Annotated in this window: 16 protein-coding genes; 15 read left to right on the top strand and 1 reads right to left on the bottom strand. The window is 36.1% G+C overall.

Annotated elements, in window-relative coordinates:
• The first annotated feature begins 103 nt into the window (after positions 1 to 103).
• From HZY91_RS00850 to HZY91_RS00805, 10 genes are all read left to right on the top strand, one after another.
• Entirely contained in the window at positions 104 to 1,867 is a 1,764-nt protein-coding gene (locus HZY91_RS00850; RefSeq protein WP_197113687.1) for an ABC transporter ATP-binding protein, read from the top strand.
• Positions 1,860 to 3,638, top strand: a complete 1,779-nt coding sequence (locus HZY91_RS00845) for an ABC transporter ATP-binding protein (protein ID WP_197113668.1) — start codon at positions 1,860 to 1,862, stop codon at positions 3,636 to 3,638. The genes HZY91_RS00850 and HZY91_RS00845 overlap by 8 nt, the downstream gene beginning before the upstream one ends.
• A gap of 77 nt (positions 3,639 to 3,715) precedes the next feature.
• Positions 3,716 to 4,666, top strand: coding sequence for a TM2 domain-containing protein (locus HZY91_RS00840; protein WP_197113665.1), 951 nt, complete (start codon positions 3,716 to 3,718; stop codon positions 4,664 to 4,666).
• A gap of 124 nt (positions 4,667 to 4,790) precedes the next feature.
• The gene (locus HZY91_RS00835) at positions 4,791 to 5,432 is read left to right on the top strand and encodes a DUF937 domain-containing protein (RefSeq protein ID WP_197113662.1); all 642 of its coding nucleotides are present in this window, start codon (positions 4,791 to 4,793) and stop codon (positions 5,430 to 5,432) included.
• A gap of 192 nt (positions 5,433 to 5,624) precedes the next feature.
• Positions 5,625 to 6,734 carry an S-(hydroxymethyl)glutathione dehydrogenase/class III alcohol dehydrogenase gene (locus tag HZY91_RS00830; RefSeq protein ID WP_197114535.1) on the top strand — a complete coding sequence of 370 codons (1,110 nt, stop codon included), beginning with the start codon at positions 5,625 to 5,627 and terminating at the stop codon, positions 6,732 to 6,734.
• A gap of 18 nt (positions 6,735 to 6,752) precedes the next feature.
• Positions 6,753 to 7,574: an S-formylglutathione hydrolase gene (gene fghA, locus HZY91_RS00825; protein ID WP_438940304.1), complete on the top strand. Its 822-nt coding sequence runs from the start codon at positions 6,753 to 6,755 to the stop codon at positions 7,572 to 7,574.
• 66 nt (positions 7,575 to 7,640) lie between these two features.
• Positions 7,641 to 8,630 carry an MsnO8 family LLM class oxidoreductase gene (locus HZY91_RS00820; protein ID WP_197113656.1) on the top strand — a complete coding sequence of 330 codons (990 nt, stop codon included), beginning with the start codon at positions 7,641 to 7,643 and terminating at the stop codon, positions 8,628 to 8,630.
• 123 nt (positions 8,631 to 8,753) lie between these two features.
• Positions 8,754 to 9,026 (top strand): YkvA family protein, encoded by a 273-nt coding sequence (locus HZY91_RS00815; RefSeq protein WP_197113653.1) that lies wholly within the window; start codon positions 8,754 to 8,756, stop codon positions 9,024 to 9,026.
• Positions 9,027 to 9,137: 111 nt separating this feature from the next.
• Positions 9,138 to 9,953 carry an HAD family hydrolase gene (locus HZY91_RS00810; protein ID WP_197113649.1) on the top strand — a complete coding sequence of 272 codons (816 nt, stop codon included), beginning with the start codon at positions 9,138 to 9,140 and terminating at the stop codon, positions 9,951 to 9,953.
• A gap of 41 nt (positions 9,954 to 9,994) precedes the next feature.
• A complete protein-coding gene (locus HZY91_RS00805) occupies positions 9,995 to 11,080 on the top strand; it encodes a M42 family metallopeptidase (protein WP_197113646.1) in 1,086 nt (361 codons plus the stop codon).
• Between the two features lie 39 nt (positions 11,081 to 11,119).
• On the opposite strand, the gene HZY91_RS00800 is transcribed toward HZY91_RS00805, so the two are convergent.
• On the bottom strand, positions 11,120 to 11,641 hold the full coding sequence (locus tag HZY91_RS00800; RefSeq protein WP_197113643.1) for a biotin transporter BioY: 522 nt from the start codon (positions 11,639 to 11,641) through the stop codon (positions 11,120 to 11,122).
• Between the two features lie 171 nt (positions 11,642 to 11,812).
• Here HZY91_RS00800 and HZY91_RS00795 point away from each other — a divergent pair, with 171 nt between their 5' ends.
• The 5 genes from HZY91_RS00795 (at position 11,813) to HZY91_RS00775 (ending at position 18,064) form a co-directional block, all read left to right on the top strand.
• Positions 11,813 to 12,703, top strand: coding sequence for a formylglycine-generating enzyme family protein (locus HZY91_RS00795; protein WP_197113640.1), 891 nt, complete (start codon positions 11,813 to 11,815; stop codon positions 12,701 to 12,703).
• Positions 12,696 to 13,136 (top strand): DUF202 domain-containing protein, encoded by a 441-nt coding sequence (locus HZY91_RS00790; protein WP_197113638.1) that lies wholly within the window; start codon positions 12,696 to 12,698, stop codon positions 13,134 to 13,136. Before HZY91_RS00795 ends, HZY91_RS00790 begins: the two co-directional genes overlap by 8 nt.
• An 18-nt stretch (positions 13,137 to 13,154) precedes the next feature.
• Positions 13,155 to 14,993: a SulP family inorganic anion transporter gene (locus tag HZY91_RS00785; protein ID WP_197113636.1), complete on the top strand. Its 1,839-nt coding sequence runs from the start codon at positions 13,155 to 13,157 to the stop codon at positions 14,991 to 14,993.
• A 72-nt stretch (positions 14,994 to 15,065) separates the two neighbouring features.
• Positions 15,066 to 16,703, top strand: coding sequence for a sulfatase family protein (locus HZY91_RS00780; protein WP_197113634.1), 1,638 nt, complete (start codon positions 15,066 to 15,068; stop codon positions 16,701 to 16,703).
• Positions 16,704 to 16,762: 59 nt separating this feature from the next.
• Positions 16,763 to 18,064 carry a cation:proton antiporter gene (locus tag HZY91_RS00775; RefSeq protein WP_197113632.1) on the top strand — a complete coding sequence of 434 codons (1,302 nt, stop codon included), beginning with the start codon at positions 16,763 to 16,765 and terminating at the stop codon, positions 18,062 to 18,064.
• The last annotated feature ends 57 nt before the right edge of the window (positions 18,065 to 18,121 follow it).

The following is an 18,121-nucleotide window of genomic DNA, read 5'->3' as shown; positions in this document are numbered from 1 at the left end:
TTATAAATCATAAGCTAGACCCTCAAACAAAAGATAATCTTGCATGCAATTATGACTCAAATATATTACAATCATGATTGGAATATATTAAAGGAGCTTAAAAATGTTTGCTATATTTAAAAAATTAGCATGGTTTTTCAAATTACGATGGAAATCCTACGCTTTTGCAATCGGTGGCTTGACAGCGTGTGCAATCTTATCTGCTATCATTCCACTAATGATTGGTTCTGTTGTCGATCAAATGAGTAAGGGGACCTTAACAGGAAAAAGTTTATGGATCCATAGTATAGGGTTATTAGCTATTGGACTTCTAATGTATGCTCTTCGCTATATGTGGCGTAGTCATCTCTTTACTAATTCTACAATTTTAGAATCCATTATGCGTAATCGACTTTATCACCACTTTACCCAGATGGACCAAAATTTTTATAATCAATATCGAACTGGCGATTTAATGGCACATGCTACAAATGATTTAGCCGCCTTGCGTTTTGTTGCTGGTGGCGGAATTTTAACTTTGACTGATGCACTTTCTATTACGGTTGTAACTTTATTTTCCATGATCGTATTAATTGATTGGAAATTAACGATTACTACTATTTTGCCTTTTCCTCTCTTAATCATCGTGGCTCGCTATTTAGGCAAATGGATCAATATATTTTTCCGCGAATCCCTCGAGTCCTTCTCTCAAATGAATGATCATGTCCAAGAGAGTATTGCTGGGATGAAAGTTATTAAAGCATTTGGAGAAGAAAAAGACAATTATCAAGATTTTATTACCACAACAGAAAATGTCATTACTAAAAATCGAAAAGTTCATCTTATGAACTCTGCTTATACGCCTATTATCGATTGGATAACAGGACTTTCTTATGTTCTTACTATATTTTTTGGTTCTTACTTTGTAGCCCAAAACCGTATCAGTCTAGGGGAGTTAATTGCCTATTTTTCTTATCTTGGCAATATGACCTGGCCGTTGCTTGCAGTAGGGCGACTTGTTAATACAATGGAAAGAGGTAACGCTTCTTATGATCGAGTAACAGAATTGTTATCAACTAAAGCAATGATCACTAGCCCCTCTAACGGAATCTCCTCGCTTCCATTCCATGATATAGGAATTGATATTAAAGAATTTAGATATCCTACTTCTACAACTACCGCCTTAAATAATATTCAATTGCATATTAAATCAGGAGAGACACTAGGAATTGTGGGTAAAACGGGCTCTGGTAAATCAACCCTCCTCAACTTATTAGTTCGTCACTTTGATGTTAACCAAGGTCAAATTCTCTATGATAACGTTCCACTGGAAACTATCGACCTAGATTATCTTCATGAGCATGTCGGTTATATTGCTCAAAATAATTTGTTGTTTTCATCGACAATTAAAGATAATGTTCGTTTTGGACAACCTAAAATGACGCAAGAGAAATTAGAAGAATATACTCGATTAGCACACATTCATCAAGATATCCTCGATTTACCAGATGGATATGGCACTTACGTGGGTGAAAGAGGAGTGAGCTTATCAGGAGGCCAAAAACAACGAATTTCAATCGCTAGAACACTTGCACTTGAACCTGACATCCTATTAATGGATGATGCACTTTCTGCAGTAGATGCGCGAACAGAGCAAATTATCTTATCTAACTTAAAAGAAAAACGCCAAAAGGGGATAACCATTATTGCAACTCATCGTGTTTCATCTGTCATGGAAGCCCAAGAAATAATTGTCTTAGATCAGGGTCGCATCATCGAAAGAGGAAACCATAATGAACTCATGGCAATAAACGGTTGGTATGCAAATATGTACACGCAACAACAACTAGAAGAAAAATTAGCAGGAGGAGGGGAGTCGCATGAATAAAATCCATAAACAAACCTCCTTTTCTTTCCTAGAACAATTTAGTCTTCTAGCTTACTTATTCTCATTCGCCAAGAAACAGTGGTGGCGTTTTACTATTTCAATTTTAGCCATGTTGGCAGCCTCTAGTATTGCTGCTTATCTACCCATCATTATCCAGCGCTATCTTGACAACCTACTCGTCACAAATTCAGCCACATATAAAGTTACCTTACAAGTAGCTTTGACCTATCTTGGATTGTTAATCGTGAGAATGATACTCGTTTATATCAAGGATTTCTATTTTTTTATGGCCTCAGAATACACAGTAGCTCAAATTAGAAATCGTATATATCAGAAGCTTGGAGGGCTCAGTCTAAATTATTTCACTCTCACACCTAATGGCGAAGTAGTCTCGCGAGTTACAAATGATACAGAAACCATCAAAGAATTCTGGAATGTCTTTTTGACCTTTTTTGATGGATTTATCAACGCTGTAACAGTCGGAATTGCCATGTTCTCCTTAAATTCACAAATTTCTTGGGCATTTATGGCCTTTTTGCCCCTTATTTTTGCTTTAATTTACTTTTATCAAAAAATTTCAACCATTGTTTATCGCAAAATGCGGTCAGCATTAGGACAAGTCAATGCGAGGTTGAGTGAATCAACTACTGGAATGTGGCTTATCCAACAATTTAACCAAACCGAACGAATGAAACAAGAATTTGATGAAGTCAATCAAGATTATGTAACAGCCAGAATTGATATGTTCAAGATGAATGCCTTATGTTTGATGCCTGCTGTTAATCTAATTGAACAAATTGTATTAGTTCTTGTCATTATCATTTTTGGACGACAATTACTCAAAGGAATGGACCTGGATATTGGGATTATCTACGCCTTTACTTCTTATTCAAAATCTTTCTTTAACCCTATTGGAAGTATGCTCGATTCACTGTCAATTTATCAAGACGGTTTAGTGGCTGCCTCCCGAGGTAGAGATTTACTTGCTAATCCTGATCTCATTCCAACCCAATCAAGCAAACAATTAAATTATGAAATACAAGGAAAATTAGCAATTGATAACGTCAGCTTTTCCTATGATGGCATTCATAATGTCATAAGAGACATCTCAGTAAGAGCTGATCAAGGGCAAATGATTGCTTTAGTAGGTCATACTGGATCAGGTAAATCAACTATTATTAATCTTCTAATGCGCTTTTATGAATACGAAAAAGGGACCATTTCATATGATGATGTATCAATAAAAGATTTTAAGATTGAGCGTCTGAGGAAAGATATTGCGCTGGTTCAACAAGACGCTTTTATGTTCTATGGAAATTTTTACGATAATATTCGCCTTCATGGACAATATTCAGACGAAGAGGTTATAAAGGCGGCTAAATTCACAGGGGCCGATTCCTTTATTCGAGAATTACCGAGAGGTTATGATACCATAGTCAGTGAAGGAGGAGACTCTTTATCAGCAGGGCAAAAACAATTACTCAATATTGCACGTTCAGTCATTCGTCAACCCAACATCTTAATATTAGATGAAGCAACCGCAAATATTGATACAGAAAGCGAACAATATATACAAAACAGTCTTGAAAAAATTCGAGAACAATCTACTTTAATCGTTATTGCCCATCGTTTGTCTACGATTAAGAATGCTGATCAAATCTATGTTTTACACAAAGGAAAAATTATCGAACAGGGCAAACACCAAGAGCTCATTAAGCAAGAAGGCACTTATTATGATATGTACCGTTTACAGTCACTTCAACAAAATTAAAATGACATTTGTCTTAACTTATCTTTTTAGTATATAATTGTTATAATAAAACAAAACAGATTAAATGGGGTAAAAGCATGCAAAGAATCACTAATTTATTTTTTATACCAGCCGATGAATTTTATGAACAAGAAAAGAGTCCAATTTTTGCAGGGTTTTTATGCTTAATTGCGGGCATTTTTGGCTATCATCGCTTATATGTGAAACATGATCTTCGATTTTTATTAATCCTACTGCTCACAGGTATCTTTTTTTATCTAGGATTCACCAAAACTTGGATCTATTTAATTGGCTGGTGTCTATGGTTTGCTATGCAATCACTTGTTTATTTTATTATGAACTTTACCAAACCCAAACGTAAAGAAGTACAACATCGAACAATTGATTTCAGTGGCTCTAACCAGAATATAAAACTAGAAGATCTTCAACCAATCGAAAATAATAATACAAGTGATGATACTTTCTTACACAATACAGTAGGCATTAAAGATTTGAAGCCACTCCATCTTGAAGAATCAGATGATCCTCAACCTTTTGAAAGTGAAATAACTGAAGAAGCTGAAACCCAACATCAAAATATGGATGAAAATCAAACGATTGAAAAAGGCAATCTTACTTTAACTGATCAAGAGGTAAGAGACCTAAAACTTTATCCTACACATATCTCTGCCATCAATGCGATTAATGTGCCAAACATTGATTTATGGAAAAACACTACTACCCGTAGTGATATGTTCACGCACTACAAAGAAATGATCAATATCATAGGTTCTGATTTGGCATCTGATGAAGAGCTTTTAAGTAATAGTCAATATGCTTATCTCGTCGAATTTTTCCAGAAGCAAGAAATTAATGGTCCGATGAAACTGGCTTTACAATCGATCGCAAATCTATGTGAGAATTTGATTCTGAACCAAATAGTCGATGATGGACAACTCTCTACTTCTAATGACCTTATGATTTTAGATACTTTACTTCCTGCTTCAAGTATTCAAAAGTTAACAAATTATTACGTAGAAAATTCATAAAGATTTAAACAACCAGAAACAATTGTTCTGGTTGTTTCTTCTTATAATGGGGAAGATGCGTTTTACTAGCGCTTTCAAATTTATTATTGTATTCTTAACCTATCAAACTTTAGGAGATGAGAATATGGCATTATTTGATAATGTAAACTTAATGGAATTATTGTTATCTGGTTCTCAAGTACAAAGTAATAAAAATTTAGCAGATAAAGCAGGACTAGATATGGCTGATTTCGGAAGAATTGCTGCCGTTGGATTACCTGCGATCCTTTCTGCTATTAACAAAAACAATCAATCAGATAGGGGATTAGAATCCTTTGACCAGGCTCTTAACAAACATGAAGATGTTAAACAATATGATTCACTTGATCAATTAACTCAAAATGTCGATCCTCAAGATGGAGATAAAATTTTAGGCCACGTTTTTGCTGATAAGCAAACCAACATCATTGATCGCATTGCAGATACGCTTGGCTTAACGCCAGAAGCTGTAAAACGTGCTTTAATTGTAATTGCTCCCTTAGTATTAAAATATTTAGCAGATCGTAAGGATACAAAACAATTAGATAGAGACGGAATCCAGAAAGAAACTAAGAATTCAGTCGAAGAAATCAACTCTTCTTTACGTAACTATCAAAAGAAAGCACCAAGTAATGAGGGTGGAAGTATTCTAGATTCTATCTTTGGTCAAAATCAAGCGCAATCCTCAAACACACAACAAAATTCAAATGGTGGTCTTTTAGATAATATTTTAGATTTATTAAAATAATCACATCCTAAACAAAACATAGCCCTGAAGACTAAATAGTCTTTAGGGCTTTTATTCATACCGCCGATAATATGACTTCCACATTTATCAGATTTGATCATTAAAATTCATATTAATTGAATTCCTAAGAATAATTATGAGATGATACTTATAGAGTAATCAACGAAAATAAAAAGGAGTACACCCATGACCATTAAATCTAAAGCGGCAGTTGCCTTTGAAGCAGGAAAACCATTATCCATTGTAGAAATTGATGTTGAGGAACCTAAAGAACATGAAGTCCTTGTTAAGATCGATTTCACCTCAGTCTGTCACACCGATGTTTATACCTTATCAGGAAATGACCCCTCAGGAAAATTCCCCTGTATTTTAGGTCATGAAGCCACTGGTACAGTCGTGCAAGTCGGAGAAAGCGTCTCATCAGTCAAAGTAGGGGATAAAGTAGTTCCTCTGTGGAAGCCTGAATGTGGCGAATGTGACTATTGCAAAAAAGGCTTAAACTTCTGTTCTGCCATTTCAGAAACTCAAGGGCAAGGTCTTATGCCAGATGGAACCAGTCGTTTCTCTTATAATGGTGAGATCATTTATCACTTTATGGGAACATCTACATTTTCTGAATATACCGTATTAGCCGATATTTCCGTTGCAAAAATACCAGAAGGGGCAGAAGAAGATAAAGTTGCTCTACTAGGCTGTGGTGTAACAACCGGACTGGGTGCCGTTAAAAATGATGCTCAATTTGAGGAAGGATCCACTGCAGCAGTTTTTGGAGTCGGAACGCTCGGTTTAGCTTCCATTCAAATGTTAAAGACTCTAAATGCTTCTCGAATCATAGCGATTGACATCTTCGATGAAAAACAAACGATTGCGGAAGAATTTGGAGCAACGGATTTCATCAATTCACAAAAGATCGATCAACCTATCCAAGATTACATTATTGAAATGACTAATGGTGGCGTTGATTACTCCTTTGTATGTGTCGGCGATACTGATACCATGAATGCAGGTCTCGAATGCACCCACAAAGGCTGGGGACTTTCCGTGATTATGGGAGTAGCATCAGGTCAAGAAAAAATTGCAACACGTCCCTTCCAACTTATTACAGGTAGAACTTGGAAAGGATCCTCATTTGGTGGAGTAACAGGAAAAACTGGCTTACCTGAACTGATAAAAGAACATATGGCAGGAAAAATTGACTTAGATCCTTTCATTACACATAGAATGACCATTGATGAGATTAATACAGCGATCGACTTGCAAACACAAGGTAAATCTCTACGCGATATTATTACTTTTGCATAGGAGGACAACATGCCAATGATAGAATTATTGGAAGACGTCAAAGTTCATGGCGGATTTCAAAAACGATACCAACATGATTCAAAAGTTTTAGAATGTCCCATGACCTTTTCTCTCTTTTTGCCCGATAATCCTCAAAATGAAGCCCTTCCTCTTACTTGGTGGCTTTCAGGATTAACCTGTAATGATCAAAATTTTTCTACTAAGGCAGCATTCCAAGAACATGCTAATTACTATAAAATGGCCATCGCTATTCCTGACACTTCACCAAGAGGAGAATCCATCGCTGATTCTAATGAATGGGATTTGGGACAAGGTGCTGGGTTTTACTTAAATGCAAGTCAAGAACCATGGAAACACCATTATCAAATGTATGATTATATATTAGAAGAACTTTCAAAATTAGTCATTGATTTACTGCCAAACTTTAACCAGCAAGAAGCCATCATGGGGCACTCAATGGGAGGGTTTGGAGCGTTAATGATCGGATTAAAAAATCCCGAACGCTTTAAATCAATCTCTGCTTTTGCTCCTATCTCTAATCCAAGCCAAGTGCCGTGGGGACGCAAAGCTTTTACTGCTTATCTTGGAGAAGAATCATGGGATGAATGGGATCCAGTTTATTTAATTAAACAATCCACCGCTACAACTCCGATCCTCATTACACAAGGCGGGGCGGATAATTTCTATCCCGAACAACTTCATGAAGAAACATTTATTCACGCCGCCAAGCAGTCAAAACATCCTATCCAATATAAATATGAAGAAGGCTATGATCATTCTTACTATATGATCCAAACTTTTATTAAAGAACATTTAAGTTTCCATCACAAATACTTATAAGAAGAACAAGCTCTTCCCAACTATGAACGGGAAGAGCTTTCAATTAAAAGAAAAAGGAGGATTGTCATGAAATTAGGAATCCATGACCTCTTACCCCTTAGTGAAGGGGAAACAACACAAGAACGTTATCAAAAAACAATCAAGATGGTTCAGGCTTTAGAAGAAATAGGCTATGATCGCTATTGGGCCTCAGAACATCATGGTATGTCATCTGTTGCCAGCTCATCACCTGAAATTTTACTGGCCTATTTGGCAGCAATAACAGATCGGATCCGACTCGGAACAGGTGGCACCATGATTGTGAATTATTCTCCTTTGAAGATTGCAGAAGTATTTAAGACCTTAACCCTCTTAGCGCCTGACCGAATTGACCTTGGGATTGGAAGAGCCCCTGGAACCGATCACAATGGGATGATGGCTTTATCTCAAGGTAACCCGATTAATTTTGATCATTTATTTGAAAAATCTCAAATTATTTTGGACTATCTAACAGATAAAAAGCCACCCGCATTTTACCAATACACCAAGGCAATTCCTGAAAAAACAAGAACCTTTGCTCAGCCTTGGATGCTGGGTTCTTCAGGCCAATCAGCCATTAAAACGGGTGAAATGGGATTAGGTTATTCTTTTGCTAAATTTTTTGGAGTAGCGACAGACCCTGAAGTCTTTCAAGCTTATCGTGATCATTTTACAGTGAGTGAATTCTTTCAAGAACCGAGCGTAATGGTTTCTTATCTTATTATCTTAGCAGAAAGTGAAAAAGAGGCGAATTATCTAGCAAAACCAGCTGAAATAGCTAATCTTAAAAATCCGACAATTCAACTGATGAAATTAGAAGATGCAAAAGATATTACTTTTACTTCGGAGCAACATAACATGTTAAAAGAAAAGTATGATCGACGCTTTCTTATTAAAGGAACACCTCAACAAGTAGAAAGCATTCTAAGCGAAGAAATTGAACAACTTGGCATAGACGAAATAATGGCTTACATGCCAATCCCTGACCAAGAGGCTCGCATTCATTCATATAAATTACTGTATGAAATTTTCAACTAAATATTAAATAAACTGCATCTTAACAAGGTTTCATAAATAGGTCTCAAGCATGAGGGCGAATAAAATACCACCTGTTATAATGTTCTTATAGTCGTTAGAATATCTTAAAAAGGAAGTGTTTTTATGAAAACTAAACAATTAAAACTAAGCTTAGGTGATAAATTACCTTTATTCTTTAAATCAATCTTTAAATCTGAAACGCCTTTATTAGCTCGACTATTAATTCTTTTTACTTTTGCATATGTTATTTTACCAACTGATATGTTACCGGAAATCCTTGGTCCTTTGGGACTAATTGATGATGCTCTGCTTATCCCTTTAATGGCAAATATAGTCGTTAATATGCTACCAAAAGAGATGATTCAAAAAGAAATGGAACCTAAATTAGTCAATTAATTTTTAAAAAACGGGGATGAATTTCCTCGTTTTTTTATTATGCACTTAATGGATGATGAATAACACTTTCTATTAAAACGCTTATCATCTATAATGAGCAAAGGTGATGATATGTATAAATTATTCGTTTCAGATGTTGATGATACACTTCTAGATCACAACAAACAATTTGGTAAAAACTTTGATCTCTTTCTTCAAACTCTCCAAAATCATAATATTTATTTTACGATTGCAACTGGAAGATCAGGACAAGCTATTCAACCCATTATTGACCAACTTCAACTAAAGTTACCTTATGCAACAAGTAATGGGGCTGCAATCATGCAAGAAGGTAAAGTAATTGAGTCCTTTACAATTAAAATTGAACCCTTAAAAGAAATAATTACACAAGCACACGAAATGGGAATAACCGTTATTTATGCCATTAACGGTCAAGAATACGCTTTATCTGAAAGTCCATTTATCCTAAAAGAGCGAAAACAAAATTTTACCCATCAAATTATTCAACCTCTAACTGAACAGGATTGGAAAACATTAGAAGTCGATAAAATATTACTAGTAGATGATGATCCAACCACAGGATTAGAAAGATTATTGAACCTTTCTCAACAATTAGAGGAAGAATATGATTATCTGACTTTCTCAGATTGGGCCATGGATATCATTGGTAAAAATGTTAATAAAGGACGAGCTCTCGCCTGGATTGCAGATTATCTGAATGTTCCCATGGAAGCAACTATTGCAGCAGGGGATAATCATAATGATATTGCGTTATTAAGAGCAGCAGGAAAAGGAATTGCTGTTCAAAATGCGCTTAGTGAAGCTAAGGCTGTTGCTGATATTATTGCGAAACAAAAATATTGTGACGGTGTTATTGAAGAAGTTCAGAAGTTGATAAAAAATAAAACAAGCGCAACTATATTTTAGCGCTTACATCCACTATAATATGCATATAGAGGAGGATGGAAATGAAGTATTTAAATTTAATCGAAGATTTAACAAATGCTAAAGGAGCACCTGGATTTGAAGATGACGTAATCAAAGTGATTACACAGTATAAGAACAATTACCAACTGCAAGTAGACCACTTAAAGAATGCCTACTTAAATCTTGACCAAATAGATTCAACAAAACCTACTTTAATGCTAGATTCTCATACAGATGAAGTTGCTTTTATGGTTAAAGCAATTGATAGCAGGGGATTAATATTGATTCAACCATTAGGAGGATGGCTCCCTACACATATTTCTGCTCAACATTACTTAGTACGAGATAGTGAAGGAGACTACCACCATGGTATCTGTACAAGCAAACCTATACACTTTATGACCGCTGAAGAAAGACAAAAACCTTTGACGATTCAAGACTTAAAAATTGATATAGGGGCTTGTTCAAGAGAAGAAGTGATACAAGAATTTAAAATTGAAGTAGGTCAACCCATTATTCCAGCCACTCAATTTATCTATCATTCAAAAAACCAGACAATGTTAGCAAAAGCATTTGATAATCGCATTGGGGTTGCAGTGTCTCTTGCTGTCATGAATGAATTAGCTGATAAAATACAAGACCTTCCATATAATTTAGTGGCTGCTTTTGCAGCACAAGAAGAAGTAGGCTTAAGGGGAGCTAAAGTGACCAGTCAACTCGTAAAGCCAAATTTGGCAATCGTTTTTGAAGGAACACCTTCTGATGATTTTACTGGCGATGAGTTCACCGAACAGGCTCGAATGAACATGGGGCCTCAATTACGCTATTTGGATAATTCCTATATTGCAAATGAATGGCTACTTAAACGTTTTAAACTATTAGCATCTAAACATGAAATTCCTCTTCAACATGCCGTCAGAGAAGGGGGATCAACCAATGCTGGCTCTATCCATCTTTCAAATTTAGGAGTACCCACTGCTACTTTAGGCACTCCCACTCGATATGCTCATACAAATTTATCATTCTGTTCTTACAGAGATTTTCAAAACACTGTAAAACTAGCCAAAGTATTTTTGGAATCTTTATCTGAAGAAGATTTCAATGATTTTAAAGTTAAAACGTTTTAATCATCCTAAAGACAAGTCAGGAAACTGACCTGTCTTTTTTTATGAAAATTTCTTGTTCAAACGTCGACTCACGATAACTGCAATGATCGCTTTACCAATATCGCCTGGAATAAAAGGAAACATTGCTAAGGACAAAATCTGCATCATTCCTAAATTTTTATCCAAATAAATATTTAAGATAACTGCCATATAAATAAGTCCAATAATATAAATTAAACAGCTAGCAAGTCCCACATTAATAACAAGAGGAATTGTTAATTCTCTAAGCCGAGCCAATAAATACCCACTTATGGGAAATGATAAAAGAAAGCCAAATGAAGGGGATAAAACGGAAGAAAAACCTCCACTAAATCCTGCAAATACCGGCAGTCCAACTAAACCTAAAACTAGATAAAGAACTAGACTCACAAATGCTTCTCGTTTATTTAGTGTTAATCCAATAATTAACACTACTAACGTTTGTAAAGTAATGGGAACGGGGCCAATTGGAATAGTAAGCTGACTTGCTACTGTTAAAAGAGCAATAGCAATTGCGATTCGTGTAATCTCTTGTGTTTTCATAGTATCTCCTTTCAATAATAATTATAGTTTATCCATCTCCCTCTGATTGTCAACCTATTTTTAAAATAGGTTGACAATAGTGAGCTTTTTTTAAGTCAATTTATAACATGTATGATAAATTATAGAAGTAAATTGTAGGCAGAATTTTTAAGATTCTAGGAGGTCTTTAACATGACAAGTGATTGGATAATGATTTCTGCTGGTCATTTTATTATGGGAAGTGACGAACAAGAGGGCTTTAAAACAGATAAAGAGGGCAAAGCGATAGAAGTTTCTATTGATCATTCTTTTGAAATTTGTAATCACACGGTTACTAATCAAGAATTTTTAGACTTCTATTTAGCGACAGCTTATATCACTGATGCTGAAAAAGAGGGGAGCTCCTTAGTTTTCAGCTCATTATTAGATCCAAAAGTAAAACAAAAAAGTATACCGCTTAACCATGCTAATTGGTGGTATCTTGTAGAAGATGCTAATTGGAGAAAACCATACGGACCCGATTCAAAGATTGAAAATATACTTGATCACCCAGTTGTACATATTTCACGGAATGATGCGATTGAGTATTGTTTATGGAAAAACTATCGCCTTCCAAGTGAAGCTGAATGGGAATATGCTGCTAGGGGAGGATTGGAAGGTAAAAAATACCCCTGGGGAAATGAACTAACCCCTGAAGGTAAACATTTCGCTAACATATGGCAGGGATCTTTCCCTGACAAAAATACTCTAGAAGATGGTTACCTTGCAACTGCACCTGCGATTTCATTTCCACCCAATCATTTTGGACTTTACAATATGTCAGGAAACGTATGGGAGTGGTGTAGTAATCCTGAAAGAATTGACTTAACAACCTTTAATCAACAAACAGGATCCGAGATTTGGAAAGAACACTGTAAATACAGTCAAGAACCTTATGCCTTAAAAGGTGGATCATTTCTCTGTCATCATTCTTATTGCAATCGTTATAGGGTAGCAGGACGAAATGGAAATACTGCCAACTCTTCAACTTGTCATACCGGCTTTAGATGTGTAAAAGACATAACGGAGGCTAAAAATGACTGATACTAATCAACACCAAACAACCAAACACCCTAGCAGTTACGACTTAGCATTAGAAAGAACCAATTTAGCAGAAATCAGATCCGATTTGGCAAGAAACCGTACCCTACAAGCGGCAGAAAGAACGTATGCAGCTTGGATTCGGACCGGCTTCTCAATGGCAGGTGTTGGCTGGTCGTTAGGAGGATTATTAAGAGATTCTACCGATAGAAGCTTAGCTCTTTTATTAGGTGGAGGACTCATCTTATTAGGGATCCTCTGTTTTATCTATGCTTGGTTTGGCTTTAGACAAGTTTATCGTTATATCAATCATATCCACCGTCAAGATAAAGACGAAGAAGATTTCTTGGGCCATTTAAATCTAATCACAGTCACGATTTTAACAGTAAGTTTAGTCATTATTTTTATTATTGGCTACACCTACTTATTATTCTAGAAGAAAGAGAGTAAAGATATGAAAAACAAAATAGATCCGGAAAATAATTTAGAAACGTTTGAAAAGACTCCACCTAATAATCCAGATGGAATCAATATTTCAGATGCCTACCTTAAGGGAGTAGGCACAGAGGATGCTCAAAAAGCAAAAATTGAACGGATTCTAAATGCTGATAAAGAAATATCCCATGATAAGCAAGGTCTATTAGCCGATATAATGGCTTCCCTCGTTAACGGGATTTCAAATGTTCCAGATGGCCTTGCAACCTCTCTCATGGTAGGAGTGAATCCCATCCATGGCCTCTACGCTTCTATTTTTGGACCGAGCGTTGGGTCATGCTTCACCTCTTCACAGCTAATGCTGATCTCTGCAACCGTTGCATCAGCAGTTTTTGCCGGTGATGTAGTTGAAAATATACCAGAGCCTGAACGACTAAGCGCTTTATTTACTTTAGTCTTTCTAACAGGCATCGCCATGTTACTCTTTGGATTATTAAAATTTGGCAAACTAATGAAATACATTTCTTATCCCGTCATCCGTGGCTTTATGTATGGGGTCGGTCTATTACTAATCGTTGGACAGTTTTCAGGTTTAGTTGGATATACTCCACACGCTTCTAATAGTGTGCTTGGTTTCCTAGAAACGTTAATGAAAGTCAATGAATGGAACTTCATCGCCTTAGTCACAGCACTCATCACCATGGCAACAATGTTGTTCCTTAGAAAAACACCTGCTAAATTATTTTCATCTGCCTTGGCCCTTGTAGCTGGGACACTTTTTGTCTTTTTGGGAAATTTTGAATCGGTAGAAATTGTCAAAGACATTAGTGAGATTCCCAAAGGACTCCCCCAACTATCTCTACCTAACCTTAGTATTATTACACCCAATATCATCGGATCGGCTGTCATGCTTGCTGCTATTTCAGCTATTCAAGGAGTAGGAGTAAGTCAAATGGCTGAAAATCCAGATAATTCTGAGATTAGTCCTTCTCGAGATATGATTGCACAGGGAGTTGCTAATATTAGTTCGGGGCTCTTTTCTGGGATTCCAGTTGGAGCATCAATTGGATCTACCGCCTTAAATATGACATTAAATGCACAAAGTAGAATCGCTGGTGTTATGGCAGGTTTATGGATGCTTGCGATTGTTTTAATTTTTGGCGATATTGTCGAACAAATTCCAATGCCAGCCCTCACATCCCTCATCATGATTGCGGGGTATGGAGCGGTTAACATTAAAGATTCTATTTCCATTTTAAAAAGTGGTTGGTCTGCGATTCTTGGTTTTACCGTCACTTTACTTTGTGTTCTATTTATTAATATTCCTACTGCCTTTGCCGTTGGGATTCTACTTTCAATTTTGTTTTACTTCATTTCTTCTGCAAGTGACATCGAGGTCAAAGAATTAATTCCTTTAAATAATTCTTATCAGGTTGCTGAGGTTCCAACCACCTTATCCTCAAATAAAGTTTTATTACTAAATGTTGAAGGAAGCTTATTTTTTGCAGGAGCTCAGACTTTCAAAGAACGCTTACCAGATATAGGACAAGCCCAAAATCCTGTTGTCATTATACGCATGAGAAATCAAAATCAAATGGGCGCTACGCTCATTGAAATTCTTGATAATTATGCTGAAGATCTTCAAGCTGTTGGAGGAAAACTTTATTTAACAGGCCTTGATAATAATCAGATAAAATATTTAAAAGCTTCAGGTAAGTTACTTCCCGATGATGAAGCAGTCTTGTTCCCTGAAACAGATATCATCGGCGAATCTACTAAAAAAGCACTAGAACATGCAAATATATGGGTGAATCAAAACAAGAATTTTAATAGTCAATCTAACTATTCCTCAAAATAAGCATAATCATAGTGTGAGACTGGTGTTTTATATATAATAATATTATTACAACATAACACAGGAGGTTTAGTCATGTCTAAGAGAAAAAATATCATCTTATTTTTTGCTGATGATCTTGGAATTGGAGATGTATCAGCTTTTAATTCAGAAGCCAAATTTGAAACCAAAAATATTGATCGTTTAGCTGAGAAAGGAATGCGTTTTACCGATTCACACGCTACTTCAGCAGTCTGTACCCCTTCTCGCTATGGTCTCTTAACAGGGAGATATAACTGGCGCTCGAAATTAAAAAGTTATGTTATTCCAGGTGACGCCGAAAGCTTAATCGAAAAAGATCGACGAACGCTCGCTCAATTACTGAAAGATCATGGCTACAATACAGCAGCCGTAGGAAAATGGCATTTAGGACTAGACTGGGAACTGAAAGAAGAGAAGGATTATGATTATTTTGGTGTCAGTGAAGAATTAGCTGAAGATAAAAATGCAGAATTTCAAAAAGGACGCTTTGATAACTTTGGTAACAATACCGGTGAAGCCTATGTTAGAGGTTTGGATATTGATTACAGTAAACCGATTAAATTTGGTCCCAACCAACTTGGTTTTGATTACTTCTACGGCACACCAGCCTCTCTTGATCAGGGGCCATTTGTTATCATTGAAAACGATCGAGTCTTAGATCCTCCCGTGAATGTCATGGGAAATGCTAATATCAGTCGTGTTGCAGATAACACACAAAAAACATGGGAATTAGGAGTCGCTTCTCCCGAAGTAAGTCCTTATCATATTCCCGATCAAATGCAATCAAAATTTATGGAAATCCTTGAAGATTTTGTGGAAGAAAAAGATCCTTTCTTTATGTATTATCCTAATCACTTAGTTCATGGTCCAATCATCCCACAGGAACGATTCCAAGGAAAGTCTGGCATTGGAGATTATGGTGATTTTGTTCTTCAGCTAGATTCTTATGTTGGCGAAATTGTCGATTATTTAGAAGCCAGAGATGAATTTGATAATACAATTTTTATTTTTACCTCTGATAATGGAGTCTCAAGTATTGTGGATCTAGAAGAGTTAAGAAACAAGGGACATGATTCTTCCAATGGACTTAGAGGGCATAAAATGCACATCTGGGAAGGAGGGCATCGTGAACCCACGATTGTCTGCTACCCAGAAATGATTCAAGGAGGCCAAATTTCCAATCACATGATCTCTCATTCTGATATCTTTAAAACGATTGCTGACTTACTTGATGCTAATACTGCTGATGATGAGGCTGAAGACTCAATCTCGAACTTATCGCTTTGGCAAGGAGAAGATAAACCTGTCCGAGAAGATATTATTCACTCTTCCATTAATGGTGGCTTTTCAATTAGACGTGACTTCTGGAAACTAATATTTGTAACCGATGGTGGCATGTCGATTGATTATGAGAGAAACAAAGAGAGTTATAAAGAAACATTCTACCCATCTGAACTCTATGATCTTCGAGATGATATTAGTGAAAGTCACAATGTCATTGAAGAACATCCGGAAATTGTCAAAACATTAAGTGAAAGCTTAACTCGATATATTAAAGAAGGACGTTCTACAGAAGGTGTTCTCCAAACCAACCAGCCTGACAAACCAACAGGGGATTGGGAGCAAATAGTTTGGATGGATGGTTATGAAGAATATATTGAACAACTGAATGCGCAAAACCCTACTGAGTAATCTGCTTTGTGCAAAATCTATTGGCTTAGATTTTGCACTTTTTTATTGAAGGAGGACACATGTCATATATTTACTATCTATTAGCAGTTATAATGGTTTATCTGGGAGGCAAACTAGTCCAGAAAGTTAATTTACCCGCTATTTTAGGCTGGCTCCTTGTAGGAATCATCGTGGGGCCTTATGTCACCAATATTTTAAGTCAAGAAATCATCAATCAAGAATGGTATCAAGTTTTAATGATTTTTGTTCAAGTCTTTGTTGGAATGATGTTAGGGAAGAACATTGATTTTAATAGAATGAAAAAATCCGGTAAACAAATGATTACCCTGTCTCTTTCTGAAATCTTTATTACATTTATCGTCGTTTCAATCGCTTTTGGTATACTTTTTACAATCAGAGGCTTCCCACTTATACTTGCACTCGTAATAGGGGCCGTGGCTACAGCAACCGCGCCTGCCCCTCCAATTTCAGTTACTAAAGAATATGACACAGAAGGGCCTGTTACTAGGACTGTCATATCTTTAACTATTTTTAACGCTGTTTTTGTGACGACTTTATTTTTTACAGGATCAGCGATTTTACAATCCACACTACTTGAGACATCTACTTCAATTATTACTCAGCTATTAACGATGCTCATTATTCCAATCATTTATGGAGCTGTAATGGGAATGATCACCGCTAAAGTTTTAAAAGATGATTATCCACCACAGCGTAATTTATTACTCTATATCATTGCAATAGTTCTCACTATTTGCATAGCTATCTTTATAGATCAAACTCTTTACAAGGAGCCAGCTATGATGTTTCTAATGATGGGGATTGCTTTTAAAACAAGCTTTGTCAATTCGATGGATGATAATATTAAGACTGATTTAAGCAAGGTAGAAGGGCGGTTACATGAAATAGCGCTACTTTTACTGATCATTAATCTTTGCGCTCCTCTAAATCCCAATGCATTAATAAACGCAGGAGTAGGGGCCGTGCTTTACACACTTATACGGATGTTAGGTAAGTGGTTAGGCGGATATATTCCAGGAAAAATCATGAACTTAGACCAAAATGTCAGCAAATACATTGGTATTACAATGTTTTCTCATGCTGGACAAGGGCTTGTCTTCGCTGGAGTAGGAGCCAAAATCGTTTCATTCCTTAATCCTGCATATGGTGACTATATCATGACCATCATTCCAGCTGCCGCGATTATTACAGAAATAATTGGAATTTTATTATCCAAAAAAGTGTATGAATGGTCCGGGGAAATGGAAGTAGAATATGACCATGACGAACAAGAAACCTTTATTGATGAACACTCCATCTATAGATACTACGATCGATACGAAAAATATTTCGATAAATAATTTTTTTACATCTCTTCAAATAGAAGAGATTTTTTATGTTCAAAATCAAAATTTTAT

This window comes from Facklamia lactis (genome assembly GCF_015863205.1).
In the GTDB taxonomy this organism is placed as follows: Bacteria; Bacillota; Bacilli; order Lactobacillales; family Aerococcaceae; genus Facklamia; species Facklamia lactis.
This window is presented reverse-complemented; position numbering and strand designations above follow the sequence as displayed.